14 protein-coding genes and 1 tRNA gene are annotated in these 19,804 nt (G+C 58.1%); 3 read left to right on the forward strand and 12 right to left on the reverse strand.

From position 1 onward, the window contains the following. Positions 1–86 precede the first annotated feature (86 nt). The 6 genes from A6070_RS09070 to nuoE all read right to left on the reverse strand — a co-directional run bounded on the left by A6070_RS09070 (position 87) and on the right by nuoE (position 9,101). Positions 87–1,382 carry a DUF4403 family protein gene (locus tag A6070_RS09070; protein ID WP_072285460.1) on the reverse strand — a complete coding sequence of 432 codons (1,296 nt, stop codon included), beginning with the start codon at positions 1,380–1,382 and terminating at the stop codon, positions 87–89. A 265-nt stretch (positions 1,383–1,647) separates the two neighbouring features. Beyond that, positions 1,648–2,421: a DsbC family protein gene (locus A6070_RS09075; RefSeq protein ID WP_072285461.1), complete on the reverse strand. Its 774-nt coding sequence runs from the start codon at positions 2,419–2,421 to the stop codon at positions 1,648–1,650. Positions 2,422–2,615: 194 nt separating this feature from the next. Continuing rightward, on the reverse strand, positions 2,616–3,854 hold the full coding sequence (locus A6070_RS09080; protein WP_083558403.1) for a molybdopterin molybdotransferase MoeA: 1,239 nt from the start codon (positions 3,852–3,854) through the stop codon (positions 2,616–2,618). Between the two features lie 161 nt (positions 3,855–4,015). Beyond that, positions 4,016–6,703: a formate dehydrogenase subunit alpha gene (gene fdhF, locus A6070_RS16110; protein WP_083558404.1), complete on the reverse strand. Its 2,688-nt coding sequence runs from the start codon at positions 6,701–6,703 to the stop codon at positions 4,016–4,018. A gap of 36 nt (positions 6,704–6,739) precedes the next feature. Further along, complete coding sequence (nuoF, locus tag A6070_RS09090; protein ID WP_072285462.1) at positions 6,740–8,593, reverse strand: NADH-quinone oxidoreductase subunit NuoF; 1,854 nt, start codon at positions 8,591–8,593, stop codon at positions 6,740–6,742. A 16-nt stretch (positions 8,594–8,609) separates the two neighbouring features. Further along, positions 8,610–9,101, reverse strand: a complete 492-nt coding sequence (gene nuoE / locus A6070_RS09095; RefSeq protein WP_072285463.1) for an NADH-quinone oxidoreductase subunit NuoE — start codon at positions 9,099–9,101, stop codon at positions 8,610–8,612. A 58-nt stretch (positions 9,102–9,159) separates the two neighbouring features. Between nuoE and A6070_RS09100 the strand changes: the two genes are divergently transcribed. Beyond that, positions 9,160–9,462: a hypothetical protein gene (locus A6070_RS09100; protein WP_145926322.1), complete on the forward strand. Its 303-nt coding sequence runs from the start codon at positions 9,160–9,162 to the stop codon at positions 9,460–9,462. A 707-nt stretch (positions 9,463–10,169) separates the two neighbouring features. Here the strand turns inward: A6070_RS09100 and mobB are convergent. Beyond that, a complete protein-coding gene (gene mobB / locus A6070_RS09105; RefSeq protein WP_072285465.1) occupies positions 10,170–10,667 on the reverse strand; it encodes a molybdopterin-guanine dinucleotide biosynthesis protein B in 498 nt (165 codons plus the stop codon). 315 nt (positions 10,668–10,982) lie between these two features. Here mobB and selA point away from each other — a divergent pair, with 315 nt between their 5' ends. Further along, the gene (selA, locus tag A6070_RS09110) at positions 10,983–12,374 is read left to right on the forward strand and encodes an L-seryl-tRNA(Sec) selenium transferase (protein ID WP_072285466.1); all 1,392 of its coding nucleotides are present in this window, start codon (positions 10,983–10,985) and stop codon (positions 12,372–12,374) included. A gap of 21 nt (positions 12,375–12,395) precedes the next feature. Here the strand turns inward: selA and selB are convergent, their stop codons facing one another. The 3 genes from selB to A6070_RS09125 all read right to left on the reverse strand — a co-directional run bounded on the left by selB (position 12,396) and on the right by A6070_RS09125 (position 15,596). Beyond that, a complete protein-coding gene (gene selB / locus A6070_RS09115) occupies positions 12,396–14,306 on the reverse strand; it encodes a selenocysteine-specific translation elongation factor (protein ID WP_072285467.1) in 1,911 nt (636 codons plus the stop codon). 97 nt (positions 14,307–14,403) lie between these two features. Beyond that, a tRNA-Sec gene (locus A6070_RS09120) sits at positions 14,404–14,501 on the reverse strand. Positions 14,502–14,696: 195 nt separating this feature from the next. Beyond that, a complete protein-coding gene (locus A6070_RS09125; protein ID WP_072285468.1) occupies positions 14,697–15,596 on the reverse strand; it encodes a selenium metabolism-associated LysR family transcriptional regulator in 900 nt (299 codons plus the stop codon). A gap of 371 nt (positions 15,597–15,967) precedes the next feature. Between A6070_RS09125 and A6070_RS09130 the strand changes: the two genes are divergently transcribed. After that, positions 15,968–16,534, forward strand: coding sequence for a manganese efflux pump MntP (locus A6070_RS09130; RefSeq protein ID WP_072285469.1), 567 nt, complete (start codon positions 15,968–15,970; stop codon positions 16,532–16,534). A 78-nt stretch (positions 16,535–16,612) separates the two neighbouring features. Here the strand turns inward: A6070_RS09130 and A6070_RS09135 are convergent, their stop codons facing one another. Both A6070_RS09135 and rlmKL read right to left on the reverse strand, forming a co-directional pair. Then, positions 16,613–17,629, reverse strand: coding sequence for a TPM domain-containing protein (locus tag A6070_RS09135; protein ID WP_072285470.1), 1,017 nt, complete (start codon positions 17,627–17,629; stop codon positions 16,613–16,615). Positions 17,630–17,662: 33 nt separating this feature from the next. Continuing rightward, a complete protein-coding gene (rlmKL, locus tag A6070_RS09140) occupies positions 17,663–19,804 on the reverse strand; it encodes a bifunctional 23S rRNA (guanine(2069)-N(7))-methyltransferase RlmK/23S rRNA (guanine(2445)-N(2))-methyltransferase RlmL (RefSeq protein ID WP_072285471.1) in 2,142 nt (713 codons plus the stop codon).

A 19,804-nucleotide genomic window follows, 5' to 3' on the forward strand; every position in this document is an offset into this window, starting at 1 on the left:
CCGTGCCTTTCAAAAATCGAAAGCCCCCTTATCCAGACGCCTTCGCGAAGTTTTGGACAAGGAGTCTTTTTTTGTTTGAATTCCCGTTATTTCAGGCTGACACGCGTCTCGCCCCGGGCGATGACATGAAGCGACAGGCGATCGTCTTGCACCGCTGCCTCGCCAAGGGACAAAGCCCTGACAACACCGGCCAATTCAACATGTTCGGCTACCTGCACACAAGACAAGGCAGAAGAGGCCTTGAGGCGCGCCGTTTCCAACTGTTCCACCACGGTCGCATCGAGTCTGGACTTGATGGCGGAGCGAATAGGACTGCTGAACAGCCAGCTTCCGGCACCTATCAGCCACCCGGCGTTCTGTGTGTCGAAATCGACATCCTCAAAGGTGAGCGTATTTTTTTGCGGGTCGTGCACCGGCCTGGCAAACAGGGTCAGTTTCCCCTCGAACGCCCCCGTGGTGTTAAGGACAACCACAAGCCGCCCGTTTTCCCCCTTCATGTGGAAGTTGTGGATGGTTATCTTCTTGTCCTCGCCAAAGGTCTGGTTCAAAAGCACCGGGTTGAGGGCGGCCACGAGATCGGCAAGAAAAATGTCGGCGGGCAGCCGTATATGGAAGCTCCTGTCAAAATCGGAGCATAGCCGCACTGGTGGCAGCGGCCTGGCAGGTGTTGCAGCCGGTTTGGGACCGACGGTAATCTCGGCACCGGTCACGACCCCAAGAAACAAACGGATACGATTGCTTGCCGCCGAAATCGGGCTCATAACGATTTTTTCCGGCGTCAGCTTCAGCCAGGCGCGGTATTCCTTGCTGACCGGTTTCGGTGAAAACGCACTGCGCCACACCGGCGTGATCTTGTCACGCAGTCGAATGGCGTCATTGATCTTTGCGTCGATAATGGGTGCAAGGAGTTTCTGCACCGGCTGACTGATGTTCTCCACCATGCTTTTGGGCTTCAGCGACAGCGGCCCGAGTTTAAAGGTGTCCGCCAGATTATCCGACAAGCCGGTGTAGTAAAGCTCGGTTTTCAGGCGCCAATCGGGCAGAACATTCACTTTTAGCTTAAAACACAGCCTTGTTTTCAGCGGATAACTTTCATAGACGGCGTTGCTGAATCGCACCTGAACCGGCATTGCGAGATAGATGAATCCCTCCGAAGCGGTGACCGTTGCCGGTCCGTTTCTATGAACGGTAACCGCTGTGCCCAGTCCGCCGTGTCCCTTGTACAGCATTTCAGGAACCGACTTGTTGATAATGCCGGCCAGGTCGGCCGCCGAAGACTCGATTGTGAGATTGATGGACGATGCCGGCACAGCAGCCCAAACACACAGGGTGTGACACAGCAATAACATAAAAACAATGAAGAACCGGCTGAAAAAAGTCATCCCTGCCCCCTTGCCGTTAGCACTCGGCCGCCATTGCCCATCCAGGAAGGCGAAGGCGCCATCGCTGTACCCGAATATTTCCGGCCGGATAATCCTGCAAAGGGATCGCCGTGTCAAGCAGCAGAATTGCAGAGAACCAAACCGCCACGAGCGGTCTGCCCGTTTGCCTCGCCTTGATCTTTTACACCCCACCCGGTCGTGCGGCGCGGCCTGGCTGATTTGCGCTACGGCTCATGACATTCCGCCCCTGCTCGACTCGTCCATTCTACTTCGGCGGCTGCACCCTGGAGCCGGCCATTTTCAGCAGGGTTGCGGCATCGCGAAATCCGGAAATGGGCCGGCCATCGGGGAGCACCACCGTCGGGGTCGAATTGATGCCAAGCTTACGTGCCAGCGCGATGGTCTGGTCGACAGCGTCGGCGCGGCATAGTGGCGGCGGCACAGGCTGGCCTGCAAAGCTTTGTTCGAGCATTTGCAGAGAACGGTTGCAGACGATACTCCTGGCGATCACGTAGGCTTCGGGATGAATATTGAGCGGCAGCATCTTGATATAAAAGGCGACATCGGGATCGATGGCCACCGCCTTTTTCATTTCGGCATGCAGCTTTTTGCAAAAGCTGCACTGCGGGTCGGTAAACACGATCAGCTTTTTGCTGGCCCCGGGTTTTCCGAGCAACAGAGCATCGGCAACAGGAATGGCGGAAACATCGATGCGGTTGAGCCTGGCGACATGTTCCCGGGTCAGGTTTTCACCATCTTTCAGGCGCAGGATTTCGCCACGCAAAACATAACTTTTGGTGAAATCGATATAGACGGGAAAGCGCTCACCCTTTTTTTCCACTTCGACCACCCACAGGGCCTGTACCTGGGATGGCGCGACCTTCAGAATCCGGTCGGCCTGTTTGCCCAGCAGGTGCTTCGCTTCTTCCCTGCTCAGGGTGTGGCAATCGATGCAGCTCTGTTCGCCGCAGCTGTCCTTGGGAAAGGCCCAGGCCGTGGCGGCGCAAAAGAAAAACATAACGGTCAGCAGCAATTTCATAAAATGTCCCTCCTCCGATTATATCCGGAACCGCCCGGTAAACCCGGCCAATGGTATAACGGAGCCTTGCGCGACACAAGTACCTACCCTCGCTTCATCGAAAAAAATCTGCTTGTCCGTTGCGCGCCACCACACTGATGCCCATGCATACACCGATTGCCTGAATCATACCGTTGAAACAGACTGCCAGAGGCTCACCCCTGAAGACAATACGGCGGAGGCAGTAAAAGCGCCCTGACTTCGTCCCCCACCTGCAGAGGTCCGTGCCCTGCAGGGATGTCGATGAGGGCGTTGCAGGTGGTCATGGACTTAAGGGCACCCGGGCTTTGGATTCCCGCGGGAACCCCACGATAGGCACCCTTTTCCCAGTTAACCACGGCCCTCAGCAAACGGCGCTGGCTGCTGCTTTTACCAAATGGCTGTGCCATGACGGCGCTGACTTCCGGCAGGCTGCCTGTCGCTTTTCCTGCCATGGACCGGATAATGGGGCGCACCAGCATGAGAAAGGTTATCATGGCTGCCGACGGGTTGCCGGACAGCCCAATCATCAACTTTCCGCCTTTTTGTCCGCAAACTGCCGGTGTGCCCGGCTTCATGCCGACCTTCCAGAACAGGATATCCGCCCCGCTGCGGCCGATGCCTTCCCTGACAAGATCCTTGCTGCCCACGGAAGCCCCGCCGGTGGTAATGACCAGGTCGTTTTGCGAAAGTGCACGACTGATGGCCGAGGCGATTGTCACGACATCATCCGGCACGGTTTCCTGAAGAATCGGTATCCCGCCGGCCTCCCTGACCTGAATGGCAAGCGCGTAAAGATTGCTGTTGTAGATTTTTCCGGGGGCCAGAGGGTTCCCCACTTCCAGCAGTTCATCGCCGATGGAGATAATGCCCACCCTGGGTTTTTTGTATACCACAACCTTTTCCAGGCCCAGGGATACCAGCAGGCCTACCACGGCGGGGGTGATATTCACACCTTTTTCAAGCACCGTTTCCCCATGGGCAACATCCTCGCCTTGCGGTACCACATTTTGCCCGGGGCGAAGCCGGGAGCAAACCGTTATGCTATCGCCATCCCGCCTGACGCTTTCGAATTTGATGACGCAATCACTGCCCTCCGGAAGCGGCGCACCCGTGGTGACGGCAGCAGCTTCCCCCGCACGCAGGGGATGGGTCGGTACACAACCCGCAAACACAGTTTGTGCAACCGTCAGTTCAACCGGGCTATCCGCATCCGCGCCGGCGGTGTCGACCGCGCGCAGGGCATAACCGTCCAAAGGTGATCGCTGAAAGGGAGGAAGAGGAAAACCGGCCTCTATGTTTTCGGACAAGATCCTCTCAAAAGCATCGACAACGGGTATTTCTTCGCTTCCCACCGTGGAAGCAAACTGTCCCAGAATCTCAAGGGCATTTTCCATCGATATGGACTGCAGCATTTTCTGTATCTCCTGATCCACATGGCATCTGCCAACCGGGCACGCCCGGATGGCACCGGGTAATCGATCCGATTTTTCCTACGACACGGCGTACTTCAACACGAAAATGCCGGACCCGCAAAGGGCCCGGCATTTTCGCTCTCCTCATGGCACCTGAGGCATCAAGCTGTTGCCGCTTTTTCAATCTTGACAGCCGCAACTTTGTATTCGCCGGTTTTGCTCACCGGGTCGAAGGCATTGACAGTCAATTCATTGGTGGGCGATTCGTGATAATGGAAGCTCATCCAGATCATGCCCGACTGCACTTTGTCGGTTACATTGACCTTGGTCTGAATGCTGCCACGCCGCGAGGTCACCTGCACGGTGTCTCCCGTAACGATACCGAGGACCCTGGCATCCGCGGGATGAACCATGGCCGCCTCTTCTGGCCGATGGGTATCCAGTGCGGACGAATAGCGGGTCGTCACGTTGTAGTGATAAAGAATACGGCCCGTGGAAAGCAGGTAGGGGTAATCTTCATCCGGCATTTCCGCAGGTGGCGTATGGTCGATAGCCTTGAAAAGGCCCTTGCCACGGGAAAAGCTCTGGGTGTGCAGAATCGGGGTACCCGGATGGTCGAGCGTCGGACAGGGCCATTGCAGTCCGGTAACATCAATCCGCTCGTAGTTGATGCCGCCATAGGACGGTGTCAACGATGCGATCTCGTTGAAAATCTGCGTTGGATGAGTATATTGCATGGGATAGCCCATCCGATTGGAGACTTCGCAAAGAATCTTCCAGTCAGGCTTAGTATCGGCAATAGGCTCGATGGCCTTGCGTACCCGCTGAACCCGACGTTCGGAGTTGGTGAAGGTGCCGTCTTTTTCCGCGAAGGTGGCGCCTGGCAGAATAACATCGGCGTATTTCGCAGTCTGGGACATGAAAATTTCCTGCACAACCACGAAATCCATGGCCTCGAAGGCTTTCTTGATGTGGTTGGCATCCGGATCGGTCATGACCGGATCCTCGCCAAAAACATACATGGCCTTGAGCTTGCCTTCCACGGCAGCGTCCATCATATCCGGGATGGTCAACCCTGCCTTGGGAGACAGTTTCACACCCCAGGCTTTTTCGAACTTGGACTGTACCTCCGGATTCACGACTTTCTGATATCCGGGATAGTCACCAGGCAGCGCACCCATATCGCAGGCACCCTGCACGTTGTTCTGACCGCGCTGGGGATTGACGCCGCAGCCTTCCTTGCCGAGATGACCGGTAAGCATGGCGATATTGGCGGTGCTCATGACGTTGTCCACACCGCAGATATGCTCGGTGATGCCGAGGGTGTAGCAGAGCATGGCCTTGGGCGTGCCCGCATAGAGCCTGGCGGCATCATAAAGAAGGTTTACGGGAACACCGGTAACTTCGGAGGTCTTTTCCGGAGTCCATTTTGCGACGGCGGCCTTGAGGTCTTCAAATCCCTCGGTACGCTCATCAATAAATTTCTTGTCGTGAAGATCTTCCTTGATAATGATATGCATCAGGCCGTTCAGCAGCGGGATATCCGTGCCAGGCCGCAGCTGCAGCCAGATGTCGGCTTTTTCAGCCAGCTCGATGCGGCGCGGGTCGGCCACGATCAGCTTGGTCCCTTTCAACAGGGAGGACATGATCTTGGCGCCCGCCATGGGATGGGCTTCGGTGGGATTGGAGCCTATAACAAAGTACAGATCGGTATTCAGATAATCGGCGAAAGAGTTGGTCATCGCGCCGCTGCCAAACGAAGTAGCCAGACCGGCTACAGTGGGAGCGTGTCACGTTCGTGCGCAGTGATCGATGTTGTTGGTACCGATCCCCGCGCGCATGAGTTTCTGCATGAGGTAGTTTTCTTCGTTGGTGCAGCGGGCCGAAGAAAGAGCGGCAATGGCGTCACTGCCATATTTGTCCTTGATCCCGCCGAGCTTGCTGGCCACCAGATCGAGGGCCTCGTCCCAGGAGGATTCCACAAACTCCCCGTTCTTTTTGATCAGGGGCTTGGTCAGGCGACGGGGGCTGTGCACGTAGTCGGCTCCAAAACGCCCCTTGACGCAAAGATCCCGCCCGTTAACCGGGCTGAGGGGATTGGAAGTGACCCCGATGACTTTGCCCTGATGGACGTTCAGATCGAAGTTGCAGCCAACCCCGCAGAAGGGACAGGTAGTGCGGACCTTTTCCACTTCCCACTTCCGCGCCTTGCCGAGCATGGCTTTTTCGGTCAACGCCCCGGTGGGACAAACAGCCACGCAACTGCCGCAGGAGACGCAGACCGAATCCGCAAGGGGCTTGTCCATGCCGGTAGAAACCTTGGTCCTGAAGCCGCGGTAAGCGAAGTCAATGACAGCCCGGCCCTGTTTTTCTTCGCAGGCCCGCAGACATTTGCCGCACAGGATACATTTGTTCATGTCCCTGACAATGAACAGGTTGTCGTCTTCGACCTGATAATCTTTCTTCTGACCACCGAAAACGCCGGCTTTCACGCCGTAGAAATAGGCGTAATCCTGCAGTTTGCAATCGCCGGCCTGGTGGCAGGTCAGACAGTCTTCCGGATGATTGTCAAGCATCAGCTCCAGAATGGTTTTCCGGGCCTCGATGACGGCCGGGCTGGCGGTCTGAACCTCCATGCCTTCGTTGGCCTCGGCGCAGCACGAGGCGACCAGAGCGCGGGCGCCCTTGACTTCCACCACACAGATCCGGCATGCGCCGGGGTTGCTCAGTTCATGGTCGTGGCAAAGTGTCGGCACAAAGGCTCCGGCTTGCCACGCGGCTTGCAGGATGGTCGTTCCCTTGGGAACAGTCACCTGTTTGCCATCTATGGTCAATGTGACTGTAGGCATTGATCATTCCTCCTTTTTTTCTTGGATACTGACAGGTTATGCTTTCACGATAGCGTCGAACTTGCACTTGGCCACGCAGGCACCGCACTTGACGCAGGTCTTCGGATCGATGACGTGGGCCTTTTTCTTCTCGCCGCTGATGGCGCCCACCGGACAGGCCTTGATGCACACACCGCAACCCACACACTTGTCCTCCAGGATGGTGTAGGTCAGCAGCGCCGGGCACACCCCTGCCGGACAACGCTTTTCGTTGATGTGCGCTTCGTACTCGTCGCGGAAATACTTCAGGGTGGTCAGCACCGGGTTCGGTGCCGTCTGACCCAGGGCGCACAGAGCCGAAGTCTTGATGACCCGGGCCAGGCGTTCCAGGTTGTCGATGTCTTCCGGCACGCCGTTGCCTTCGCAAATGCGTTCCAGAATCTCCAGCATGCGCTTGGTGCCTTCCCGGCAGGGGGTGCACTTGCCGCAGGATTCCATCTGGGTGAAATTGAGGAAGTACTTGGCGATGTCCAGCATGCAGCTGGTCTCGTCCATGAACACCAGACCGCCGGAACCCATGATCGCCCCGGCCTGGCCAAGGTTCTCGTAGTCGATGGACAGATCCAGCTTCTCGGTCGGCAGGCAGCCGCCGGAGGGACCGCCGCTTTGCACCGCCTTGAATTTCTTGCCGTCCTTGATGCCGCCGGCAATGTTGTACACCAGATCGCGCAAGGTAATGCCCATGGGCACTTCGCACAACCCGGTGTTGTTGATCTTGCCGGTGATACAGAACACCTTGCTGCCCTTGCTCTTTTCGGTGCCCATGCTGGCAAACCAGTCGCCACCGTTGCGGATGATATTCGGTACGTTGGCGAAGGTTTCCACGTTGTTCAGGCAGGTCGGTTTCTGCCACAGACCCTTGTGGGCCGGGAACGGCGGACGCACCCGCGGCATGCCGCGCTGGCCTTCGATGGAGTTGAGCAGCGCGGTTTCCTCGCCGCACACGAACGCTCCGGCCCCGGCCTTGATGCGCACCTTGAAGTTGAAGCCGCTGCCCATGATATTTTCACCCATGATGCCCATCTCTTCCGCCACCTTGATGGCCATATTGAGACGGCGGATGGCCAGCGGATACTCGGCACGGCAGTAGATCACGCCTTCATTGGCACCGATGGCGTAAGCGGCGATCATCATCCCTTCCAGCACCGCGTGCGGGTCACCTTCCAGAACGCTGCGGTCCATGAACGCCCCGGGATCGCCCTCGTCGGCGTTGCAGACGATGAATTTCTTGTCGCCCACGGCGTCATGCACGAACTGCCACTTGGTGCCGGTAGGAAAACCGCCGCCGCCGCGGCCGCGCAGCCCGGATTTCTTGATCTCGTCGATGATCGCCTGACGGTCCATGCTCAGGGCTTTTTCAATGCCCGCGTAGCCGCCCGTGGCGATATAGTCCTCGATGCGCTCGGGGTTGGTGCGACCCAGCCGCGAAGTGACCGAACGCACCTGCTGCGCGTAATACCCGGACTTTTCCATGACAGGAATATCCGCGTAGGGCTTGGCGCCGCCCAGGATCTGAATCTGGGCCATGTCGAGCATCGGGGTCTCGTCCACCAGGTGGCTCTTCATGAGCTGCACCACATTGTCCGGAGATACTCCGCCGTATACCACGCTGGCCTTGCCAGGCGACATCATCTCCACCACGGGCTCGGCGAAGCACATGCCGATGCAGCTGGTGAAATCGACATCCACGTCCATGCCGGTCTTTTCCACTTCGGCCTTGATGGCGTCCATGACCTTGCCCGCGCCGGCGGCAATACCGCAGGTACCCATGCCGACCACAATCCGGGCACGGTCCTGTTTCGATTTGTACTGCTCCTCGATTCCGGAGCGCATTTCCTGTAATTTGCTCATCTTACGCCATCCCCCCTTACTGATACTGTTCCAGGATTGCTTCCAGGCCGTCCACGGTCAGACGACCGTGAGTGTCGTCGTTGATCATGATGCATGGCGCCAGGCCGCAGGCCCCGATACATGCCACCGATTCCAGGGTAAATCGCAGATCTTCCGTGGTTTCGCCATTGTCGACCCCAAGAATTGCCTTGAGGCGATCGAAAATCTTGGCATTTCCCAGCACGTGACAAGCGGTGCCGAGGCAGACGCGGATGATGTTGCGCCCACGGGGTTTGAGGTGAAACTGGGCGTAAAAGGTCACCACGCCGAAAACCTCGCTGAAGGGAATCTTCAACTCGTTCGAGACCTTTTCGAGAACCTCCTCAGGCAGATACCCGTAGATATCCTGCGCACCCTGGAGCACCGGAATCAACGCACCATCGTAGCCACGATAGTGGTCCAGCAATTCCATCAATTTCAAATCTTGCGGCGAATCAACACGTTCGCCGGCACAATTGCAAACCGCCATGTTCTTCTCCTCTCCTGTTAGTTTGTGTCCACCCGGAAACTCCAGGTGAACGCCGGGCATGAAAACCTTTTTCCATGTTGGCCGTCTCGCAGCGCCTGTTATCCCCGATCCTCATCCATTCCAAAGGGCAACCGCATGTCGCAAGGGGAAATATCCTGATCTTCCACGGCAAGTCGCAACACATTGGCTATTTAATGAAAGTGCGCCTACAAAAAAAACCCGCACCAATACAGGAAGTTTTTCCGGTATCAATGCGGGTTTCGTTGAGTCCGCCAGAGGCAGAGGTCGAAATGAGCGCTTAATTATATCGTGTATATCGGGTCAGTATTTAATTCTGTCTACGCAGGCAAATCTCAAATGATTAGTAGTTCATCGGACAACGGGGCAAACGGGCAAACCCTCTGTCCATCCGCTTATTGCCTGAAAGTTTGCAGCTGTAAGCCTGTACGGACAACCAGTTTCAAACAGTTGCCCGAGCGGACGCCTGGCCTTGAAGTTCCGAGGTTGGGCATAACCGCCCGAACCACACCCGAAACGCCCAGGCGGCAACGTAATGGCGCACATCGGTAGGCTTCATCACGCGCAGGATTGCAAAATGGACATCCTCCGGTTGTCCGAAGGGCGAGGGCCATGGATGGCCCGAGTCACAAGCAAGCCTGCGGATTGACGCCGTCACATCGGAAAAGGGCCGATTCCGGATGAAAACCAGCTAAAAAAACCCGCACGTGCACCATGTAACATTACGGTGCAGATGCGGGTTTCGTAAAGTCTGCCAAAAGCAGAGATCGAAATAAGCGCACTCTATGATAGGAAGTTTTTCCGGATATCGAGACCAGGCTAAAAACGCGTTGCCACGGCAATGGTCTGCCTTGCCGGCGGGGGGAAAGCCATCGACCGGTACTTACCCGCCACTTGATCCGAACTTACGCATCGCTATTTACCATACTACATAGGGACATGCAAGAAGATTCTATAAACCGATAGCAAGGAAATGCCGCCGCCAGCGTTGTGCTGCATTTCTCCACGGAATTCCCATGCAGCAAAAAGCGCTGGAATGGCAATGTTCCATCAGCCCCGAAGCCCATATTTTTGCGCCAGCAGGTCGGCAACACCCACGGCGTCCTCCAGATCGAAAACGGGCACGCCGATGTCCCAGTCGGCATCGCTTACCACGGCAAGCAATTCTTCCGGCGAACTCAACAACTCCGAGGAGTGGGCCTTGCGATGGACTTCTATTTTAGGGTTGATGGAGCGTTTATAGCCTTCGACGAGGATGATATCCACGCCGGCAATCATGGCCGTTATCTCGTCAAGACGCATCTCCTGTTCCACGTGCCGGATCAGGGCAAAAGTTGACGGCGAGGATATGGCCACCAGCTCAGCGCCGGCCTGCGCATGCCGCCAGGTATCCTTGCCGGGTTTGTCGATGTCGAAGCCGTGCACATCATGCTTGATGGTTGCGACATGCACGTTACGTTGCTTCAGTTGCCTGATCAGTTTCTCGAGAAAAGTGGTTTTGCCGGTGCCTGATGTGCCGACCAGAACCACCACAGGTATTGAGGACATAAAAGCATCTCCCGTATTCCGGGTTATCCGTGAACGGCCCGGGCTGAATTTCGCACACCATACCACAATCAAAAAATCCGGCAACCCTGTAACCCGTTTTGCCTGCGACCACGATGGTTTCAAAAAACAATGTCCCGCGATCTGGCGGATATTTCAGAAAAAGCAGCCATGGATAACGCCAGGGCCTCGGCCAGACACCCCATACCCACTTGACACTGAAGGAGGGAAATATACAATGGGGCGACAAAAACGCCGGGGTCAACAAAACGCGATCTTGACCACGCCGCGGTTGCCGCGGTTTTTTCAGGAAAGGCTATCCTCTTGCTCAGAAACATCCCGAAAGTCGACAAGGTCCTGGAATGGTCCGACGTCCAGGTTCTTTTGGACCGATATCCCCGTCCGGTGGTAATCAGCGCCGTGCGGGAAGTCCTCGGTCTGCTTCGCGGCGAACTGCTTGGCGGCGCAGGCGCGGAAAGCCTCGAAGACAATGCGATCGCCGCGCGGATTGCCGGTACCCTGGAAACAATGAACATGCCCGGTTTGCGGCGCGTGATCAACGGCACCGGAGTGGTTCTGCACACAAACCTGGGTCGGGCTCCGCTGGCCGAATCGCTGCGGGATATGATGCTGGATGCGGCCTTCGGCTACAATACGCTTGAGTTCGACCTGGAAACAGGAGGACGCGGTCGCCGCGCAACCCATGTGGAGAAGTTGCTCTGCCAGCTGACCGGTGCCGAGACGGCGGTGGTGGTCAACAACAACGCGGCTGCGGTACTGCTGGCACTTTCCTCCCTCGCCCGTAACAGGGAGGTGGTGGTCTCCCGCGGGGAACTGGTGGAAATCGGCGGGTCGTTCCGTATCCCCGAGGTTATGGAACAAAGCGGTGCGATCCTGCGGGAGGTCGGCGCCACCAACCGCACCCATCCCCGGGACTATCGTGCCGCCCTGACCGCGGAAACCGCCCTGCTTCTTAAAGTGCACACCAGCAATTTCGCCGTGGTCGGCTTTACCAGCGAGGTTTCCACCGAGGAGATGGTCGCCATCGGTCGCGATGCCGGCGTACCGGTCATGGTAGACGCAGGGAGCGGCACCCTGCTGGATCTCTCTATCTGCGGACTCCGCGGTGAGAAGACCATCAGGGAATACCTCGATGCCGGTGCGGATGTGGTCAGTTTCAGCGGCGACAAACTTCTCGGCGGCCCCCAGGCCGGCATCATCGTGGGCAAGCGCAGTTTTCTGGACCCCATGAAAAAACACCCGCTGCTGCGGGCCCTGCGTCTTGACAAGGTCACCCTCGCAACGCTGGAAGGGACGCTGCGCCTGTACCGGGACGAACGCGAAGCCCTGCAGCGCATACCGATCCTGCGCATGTTGACGGTCCCGGCCGAAGAGCTTGCCAAGCGGGCCACAAAAGCCGTACGTCGCATGCGACGCGCACTGCCGGTCGCCGTAACCGTCACCGCCCGCAAGGGGTTTTCCCAGGTTGGGGGCGGCTCCTTCCCCCTGCTGGAAATCCCCACAACCCTGCTTTGCGTCGCCGTCGAAGGCCTGTCCGCCCAGCAACTGGAAAGGCGGCTGCGAACCAGGGCCCTGCCGATTATCGGCAGAATATCGCAGGGCGCCTTCCTGCTGGACCTGCGTACCCTGGCCGACACGGAGATTGCGGACATCATCAGCGCCTTGCAATCCATCACCGTCTCAGCTTGAGTTTTCGCGCAAACCTGTCGCCTATCGCTTTCTCAGCACCCTCTTGTCGCCAACCCGGATGGTGATCTTTTCCTGGTCGAAATACTCCAGAAGAGGGATCATGTATTTGCGGGACAAGCCGGTCAGTTCCCTGAACTGCGGAGGGGTTATGCCGTCATTTTCCCGCAGGAAGCCAACCAGCTTGTCCTGCAGCTGCCGAAGGGTTTCGGGATCGTAGAAAAGATCGGCCTTGACCTTTGCCACCCGTCCCTCGCGGACCAGCAGATTCAGATAATCCAGGACGCTTTTCTCACTGCCGCTCACTGTCTCGCACAATTCCTTGATGGTGGGCGGTTCGGTCCCGCCGGCTGCCAGAGCGGCTTCCAGCCTGGACAGAAGCTCGCCCCGGTCGGCAACGGCAAAAGCCTTATGGCCCGGCTTTTTTACCAGATCCCGGTCAACCTGTGCGGTGCCGTCCTTCTCCAAGGCATGCAGGACCAGCGGGAAGAAGCGGATATCGCTGCGTTTCGGAATGCACGCCTTCAACTCTTCTTTTCCGATCCCCTCCTTGTGGGGATTGTCCTTCACGTAGTCTTCCAACCCTGCAAGCAGCAGGCACTTGAGACGTTCAAATGCTTCTTTTGCCAGGAAAATCCGAGGCTTTCGCAGTGCCTGCACAATTTCACCCTGGGAAAGCAGTGCCGCGAGGGCGGCCTCGGCTCGTGGCGCCGGAAGGCCGCTGCGAATGACAAGATCCTCCAAACTCAGGCCGGACAGCAGGCTCTCCCGAACCAGAAGCAGGAGTTTGTCCGCATCCGCCCCTTCACTGAGCGCATCGAGAAGTTCGAGGGCCTGCGCGGAACGACGCCTGCGCCGCGGCGGCGCAGGATCGATCACCACACCGCCGCCAACGGTAATCTGCGGTGAATAGCTGCGCACAATGAACAGATCCCCGGGCAGAAGCAGAACCGGGTTTCTGAGGCGCAGCTGAACAAAGGCGGAGTCCCCTGGTGCCAGGGTATCCCGATCCAGCAGAATGATCTGCGCCGGTACTTCGTAAGTGGCCGAATGCAGGCGCAGCGTTGCGCGATGCTTCAGATCCCGTGGGGCCGAAGACAGATAATCGATGCGGGCGTCCACGGTACGGGTCGCGCGAAACACCCCACGCGGCACAACCACGTCGCCCCGGGACATATCGCCATAATCGGCACCCTGCAGATTGACCGCCAGCCGCTGTCCCGCCGAACCGCGTTCCGATTTTTTGCCGTGGGTCTGCACGCTGCGCACCCGCGAGGTCAGGCCGGAAGGTAGAATTTCCACCTCATCGCCAGTGGCGATTTCCCCGGAAAGCAGGGTGCCGGTAACGACGGTGCCAAATCCCGCAACGGTAAAAACTCGGTCAACCGGCAGCCTGAAAGGGCCGTCGGTGGGCTTTTCCTCTATTTCGGCGGCAAGCTGCCCCAGGGTGGCCTTGAGCTCATCCAGGCCGGCGCCGGTTTTTGACGAAACCGGGATGATCGGTGCCTGTTCCAGGAAACTTCCCGCCAGATAATCGCGCACCTCTTCCATCACCAGATGCAGCCATTCCTCATCCACCATGTCGCACTTGGCAAGGGCCACCAGACCTTGCCTGACCCCGAGCAACTGGCAGATCTCCAGGTGTTCGCGAGTCTGGGGCATAACGCCTTCATCGGCGGCAATCACCAGCATGACCAGGTCCATGCCGCCAACACCAGCCACCATGGCCCGCACAAATCGCTCATGGCCAGGAACGTCCACAATCCCGAACTGCACGCCGTCCGGCAATTCCAGATGCGCGAAACCGAGTTCGATGGTGATGCCCCTTGCCTTCTCTTCCTTGAGACGGTCCGTATCGATGCCCGTCAGGGCCTTGACCAGCGATGTTTTGCCATGGTCTATATGCCCGGCGGTACCAAGAATAAGGTGTTTCATACAATGCCCTTACCAACTGCTGTGAGACACGATAGTGGAACGGAAAGAAAACCGGATGCGCTGTATTTCAGAAAAACCGGGTGGGGAGCGGGGAATTTGGCGGAAGCGCATGGGAATCGAACCCACCTGGGAAGTTTCTCACCCCCCACACCGGTTTTGAAGACCGGGCGGCCCACCAGCGACCGACGCGCTTCCATGATCTGCAATAACGGATCTGCATGGCACGAGTCCGGGGTTCTATAACACTGCCAGCAGCCAGAACCCGGCCCTGAGCGCTCTCCCGTATCGTTTCCAATGCGCAGCAGATACTACCCGATCATTTGAATTTATGCAACCTCTTATGCCCGTTTTAGAAAGTGTCGCCGCGCCGGACAGATCGGCCACCGCGCACTATTCCAGGCCAAAACGTTGCAAAATGCTGTCGACAAAGGCTTCGGCGGCGGGAGAAAGCGATCGCCCCCTCCGGGTCACGAGATAAAAATGCCGGGAAATGACCATTCCCCGCACCGCGACAAGAAACAGTTCTCCGCGCTCGCATTCCTTTCTGACCGACAGTTCGGACACAAAGGAGATGCCGGCACCATTCAGAATGGCCTGTTTGACCGCTTCGTTGCTGCCCAGACACAAGGAAACGTTCAGTTGATCGGGATCGAGGTTCGCCCTGACCAGTGCGTCGCGAAAGGAACTGCCGGTTCCCGAACCCGATTCGCGAAGAATCAGGGGCTCATCCAGAAGCTCTTCCACGGCAATGTCCTTTTTGCCGTACCAGCGATGACCCGCCGGCACCACCAGGGATATCCTGTCGGGAGCAAGGGGCGTAAAAACCAGATCCTTCTCAGCGAAGGTGGTGCCGACCAGCGCGAACTCCACTTCTTCACACTTGAGCCGCTCAAGGGTCTCCCTGCTGTCACCCTGATAAAGGGTTATGACAACGCCGGGATAGTTCTCCCGAAAGGAAAATATGCAGTCCGGGATCATGTAGCATGCAGGAATATTGCTGCCACCGATTTTCAGGGCCACCTCGGCAAGCCCCCGAAAACGATTGAGAGCCAGTGCCACGTCCCGGCCTTCCTGAAGGATGCGCCGGGCGTGCTCCAGCAGCAGTTTTCCGGCCTCGGTGGGAAACGCCCCCTTTCCGGTCCGGTCAAGCAATTTCAAATCGAACTCTTTTTCAAGCGATGAGATGTGCTGACTGACGGTTGACTGGGTGAGAAAAGCAGATTCCGCGGCTCGGGAAAAACTGCCGCTGTCCGCAACGGCAATGAATACTTCAAGCTGTTTCAGGTTCATGAACATCCTCAAAAAAGGTATCGAGCAGGTAGCTAGAACCATGCGGCTCGAGCTTTCATTGATTTTTTCACTATATAGCATGATTTTTTTGAATAGAAAAGTTTTTGCGAAGATGCCAGGTCTCAAAGTCTCCGGACGTATGTCAACCAGACGTCAATCCTTCGAAAAATCCATTCTCGCCTCGCTGCCGGTAGCGTACCTGTGCTAGAATGCGCGCCTGTTCGCGGGCAGAAACCGTGGTCGGGGCAGACTGCCAGCCGGCACAGACGCCAGCCCTTCCCAGCAGCAAACGTGGCTTCCGGAACGCCCCAAAAATCCGCGTTGCACATACCGATCAAAAGGTCGGAACATGATTGGAAAGACAGGTTTTAATGGATATGATCACGCTTTTCGGCCTGGCGATTGCCCTGGCCATGGACGCGTTTGCCGTGGCTCTCGGCTGCGGCCTGGTACTGGAACGGCTGACCGCCAGACATCTGTTCCGCCTCGGTTGGCACTTCGGCCTTTTTCAGGCCATGATGCCGGTTGTCGGCTGGCTGGCCGGCCTCACCGTGCAACGCTGGATCGAGAGCTACGACCACTGGGTAGCCTTCGCCCTACTGGCGTTTGTAGGCGGGAAAATGATTCGGGAGGCGTTTCAGGACGGGGAAACCCGTGCATCGCGGGATGACCCGACACGGGGCATGTCGCTTATCATGCTGTCGGTCGCGACCAGTATCGATGCCCTGGCGGTGGGCTTGTCACTGGCCATCGTCGGCATTTCGGTATGGTTTCCTGCGCTGGTCATCGGCATGGTTGCCCTGGTGATGACAGTGATCGGCATGCTGCTTGGCCGCCGGGCCGGCGCCCGCTGGGGCCGGCCCGTGGAGATTGCCGGCGGCGTCATCCTCATCGGCATCGGCCTGAAAATCCTTTGGGAGCATACGTTGGGGATCTGACAAACTCCCCGGCCCGGCCGCAAAGACCAGGGAAAAGGTACCCTGGCAGCACCTCTGAACAAGGATCTGTCGGCGCAATCAAGGTTTGGCGCAGGGAAATCCGTGTCGATCGAAGCGCCAGTCGACAAAGCCGAACATATAGTTGTGATCGAGGCTGCGCAAGTGCCACTGATTGCGATGATTGAAGCCGATCAGCTTGTGCATGGATGCAAAATCGAGCATCCAGCCGCCGTCGCCCCAAACCAGAAAATAAGGTGCCGCGCCCGTCTCGGCCAACGGAAACCGGATCACGGCCCGGCCGTCATGCTGAAAAACCTTGCCCTGACCGATATGAGACTCCAGCTTGCGCCGCTCATTGTCCTGCTGGGCGTCGGTCACCAGCCATTGGCGGAAAAAGTCCTGGGTTTCAGGAGAATAAAGGCCGAGTCCGGGGTCCTTGATGTGCCCGCGAAGCACTTCCAGATAGGCTTCCAGAGCCTGCTCCGGCGAAGACTGGGCGCCAAAAGCCGAAGCGTCCTCGAGCAGCGGCTTGTCCACCACGCCGATGCCGATGTCAACGGCGCTGCGCGCCCCGCCGCCCCCCGAAAGGTGGGCCAAACCGCCCGCTGCGGCCGACGGATCGTAACCAGCCTCGTCAATGGCGCCAAGGGCCTTGCCGACCACCAGTTCGGCGGTTGCCTCGATCCCGGCGCCGAGGCGCCCCGCTTCAAAGAAGGGCGCCATCTGGCGCTGCTCGATATAACCGATGAAGGCGTCGGGAAAGATCCCCTCCAGATCGTAGCCGATCTCCATGCGCACCTGCCGGCCAACCGGATCGACCAGCAGCAAAACCCCGCGGGTCCCCCTGGTGCGTTTCCCGATGCCATGCTGTTCGACAAGCTGTGCCGACAGCGAGTCCAGATCGCCGCAGGCGTCATCCAGCACCACGACCTGCAGTTCGATGTCGAGTTCCTGCAGCAGTTTTTTCTGAAAAGTCCGCAACCGCAACTCTTCATCGGCGCTCATCAAGCCGGCGCGGTCGTCGATGTATCGATCCCCGCAGGCAGCCAACAGCAGCGCCAGACCCAGCATCACACAAAACAAAAAGCCCCTCATGCCCCACCCCTTGTTTTGAACCCCGACAAACTCCTAACGCCGCGTAATCCGCCAGCAATTGTGAATTCTCGGATTGCGGGCGAAATCCCTTGGGATGGTAGCGGCGGTAATGTCTTCGATTTCCAGTTCCGGCAGCGACGCGAAATCCATGCGGAATTTACGGAAGTTGTTGGAAAAGATCAGCACTCCATCGGGGCTCAGCAGATTGGCGGCGAGGCGGATAAGGGACACGTGATCGCGCTGGATATCGAGAGTCGTTTCCATCGACTTGGAGGTGGAGAAAGTCGGCGGATCGAGGAAAATCAGATCGTAGTGTTCCTTCTCCCGCTCCAGGTATTGCAACACATCGGCGACGATGAAACGGTGCTGCGGGCCGGCCAGTTGATTGAGCCGCAGATTAGCCTGGGCCCACTCGAGGTAGGTACGGGACATATCAACGGTAACGCTTGTGGCCGCACCGCCTTTGACGGCGTGCACGGTGGCGGTGCCGGTATAGGCGAACAGGTTGAGGAAGCGCTTGCCCTCGGCCATGGCCTGCAGCATGAAACGCGTCGGACGGTGATCGAGAAACAGGCCGGTATCGAGATAGTCGGTCAGATTGACCAGAAACCAGCAGTTGCCTTCCCGCACTTCGAAACGCTCGCCGGTCCGGTCGAACCTCTGATATTGGCTGGAGCCTTTCTGTTTGCGGCGTACCTTGAGGGAAATGGCTTCAGGTTGGACTTCCAGTACCTCCGGCAACACCCGCATCGCCTCGCGCAAGCGTCGCTCTGCCTGGCGGCTATCGATGGAAGGCGGCGCCTGGTATTCCTGCACATGCACGCGGTCTTCATACACATCGACGGCGACGGCGTATTCGGGCATGTCGGCATCATAGAGCCGGAAACAGGTGACATCCTCCTTTTGCAGCCAGCGCTTGAGCTGCTTGTAGTTCTTGCGCAGACGATTGGCGAACATCCGGGCCCCTTCGCTGAGCGGGGCCTGCGGTGCATCGGCACCAAAGAAGCGTTCTTCGGCAATGTCAAAATTGAGCAATCGGCATTCCAGGGCACCATTGTAAAGCGTGTAGAGCTTCTGGGCACGAACGCCGATATGTTTGGCCAGATCGGGATTGCCAGTAAGGATGGAGGCCTGCCAGCCGCCGAAATATTCGCGCAGTTTTTGCCCCAGCAATTCATAAAGGGAACGCAATTCTTTGACCTCGCCGAGACGCTCGCCGTAGGGAGGATTGGAGACCAGCAGGCCTGGGCAGTCCGAGGTCCCGGGAACGGCCTGAAAATCACTCAGTTCGCAACGTTCAAAGTGCAGATGTTGCCGCAGTCCGGCCTTGTCGGCATTCTCCAGCGAGGCGCGAATCGCCTGTCGCTCCCGATCGTAGCCAACCATGACCGGCAAGCGTTGCAAGCCTGCTTCGCGGCGCTGCCGAGCCTCGTCCAGCAGCCCTTCCCAGAGACCGGCGCGATGCTGCAGCCAGCCGGAAAATCCCCAATAGGGACGGGTCAGGCCGGGCGCGCAATCGCCAGCCATCAGCGCGGCCTCGATCACCAGCGTGCCGGACCCACACAAAGGATCGACCAGGGCGCCGCCCCGGGCCGCCAGCTGCGGCCATCCGGCCCGCAGCAGAACCGCGGCGGCGAGGTTCTCCTTGAGCGGCGCCAGCACCCCTTCGGCCCGGTAGCCGCGCCGGTGCAGGCTGTCGCCGGACAGGTCGAGGCTCAGAGTCGCCTGATCGCGGTCGATGTGCAGATTGATGCGGATAGCAGGACGTTCGAGATCCACCGAGGGTCGCTGATCGAAGCGATCGCGGAAACGGTCCACCACCGCATCCTTGACACGCAAGGCGGCAAACCGTGAATGGTGGATCTGCGAACGCCGTACCGACGCATCGACGGCCAGCGTACCGCCGGGGCGCAGATGTTCTTCCCAGGGAATTTCCCTGGTGGCGGCGTACAACGCATCGGCATCGGCAGCCGGGAATTCGGCCAGAGGCATCAGTACACGACTGGCCAGCCGCGACCACAGGCAAACACGGTAGGCCGTCTCCAACGTTCCCTGAAAAGAGACGCCGGCCCGGGTTTCCGAGACGTCGAGGGCACCTAACACCCGCAGTTCATCAGCAAGCAGGGATTCGATGCCCTTGGGCGCCGTGACAAAAAATCGTAGCGATAATTCCAT

This window comes from Syntrophotalea acetylenica (assembly GCF_001888165.1).
GTDB classification, from domain to species: domain Bacteria; phylum Desulfobacterota; class Desulfuromonadia; order Desulfuromonadales; family Syntrophotaleaceae; genus Syntrophotalea; species Syntrophotalea acetylenica.

Bases quoted from the DNA above. Each gene is read 5' to 3' on its own strand.
- A6070_RS09070 (WP_072285460.1), bottom strand. From the start codon at position 1,382: ATGACTTTTTTCAGCCGGTTCTTCATTGTTTTTATGTTATTGCTGTGT.
- A6070_RS09075 (WP_072285461.1), bottom strand. From the start codon at position 2,421: ATGAAATTGCTGCTGACCGTTATGTTTTTCTTTTGCGCCGCCACGGCC.
- A6070_RS09080 (WP_083558403.1), bottom strand. From the start codon at position 3,854: ATGCTGCAGTCCATATCGATGGAAAATGCCCTTGAGATTCTGGGACAG.
- nuoF (WP_072285462.1), bottom strand. From the start codon at position 8,593: ATGAGCAAATTACAGGAAATGCGCTCCGGAATCGAGGAGCAGTACAAA.
- nuoE (WP_072285463.1), bottom strand. From the start codon at position 9,101: ATGGCGGTTTGCAATTGTGCCGGCGAACGTGTTGATTCGCCGCAAGAT.
- A6070_RS09100 (WP_145926322.1), top strand. From the start codon at position 9,160: ATGAAAACCTTTTTCCATGTTGGCCGTCTCGCAGCGCCTGTTATCCCC.
- mobB (WP_072285465.1), bottom strand. From the start codon at position 10,667: ATGTCCTCAATACCTGTGGTGGTTCTGGTCGGCACATCAGGCACCGGC.
- selB (WP_072285467.1), bottom strand. From the start codon at position 14,306: ATGAAACACCTTATTCTTGGTACCGCCGGGCATATAGACCATGGCAAA.
- A6070_RS09125 (WP_072285468.1), bottom strand. From the start codon at position 15,596: ATGAACCTGAAACAGCTTGAAGTATTCATTGCCGTTGCGGACAGCGGC.
- A6070_RS09130 (WP_072285469.1), top strand. From the start codon at position 15,968: ATGGATATGATCACGCTTTTCGGCCTGGCGATTGCCCTGGCCATGGAC.
- A6070_RS09135 (WP_072285470.1), bottom strand. From the start codon at position 17,629: ATGAGGGGCTTTTTGTTTTGTGTGATGCTGGGTCTGGCGCTGCTGTTG.
- rlmKL (WP_072285471.1), bottom strand. From the start codon at position 19,804: ATGGAATTATCGCTACGATTTTTTGTCACGGCGCCCAAGGGCATCGAA.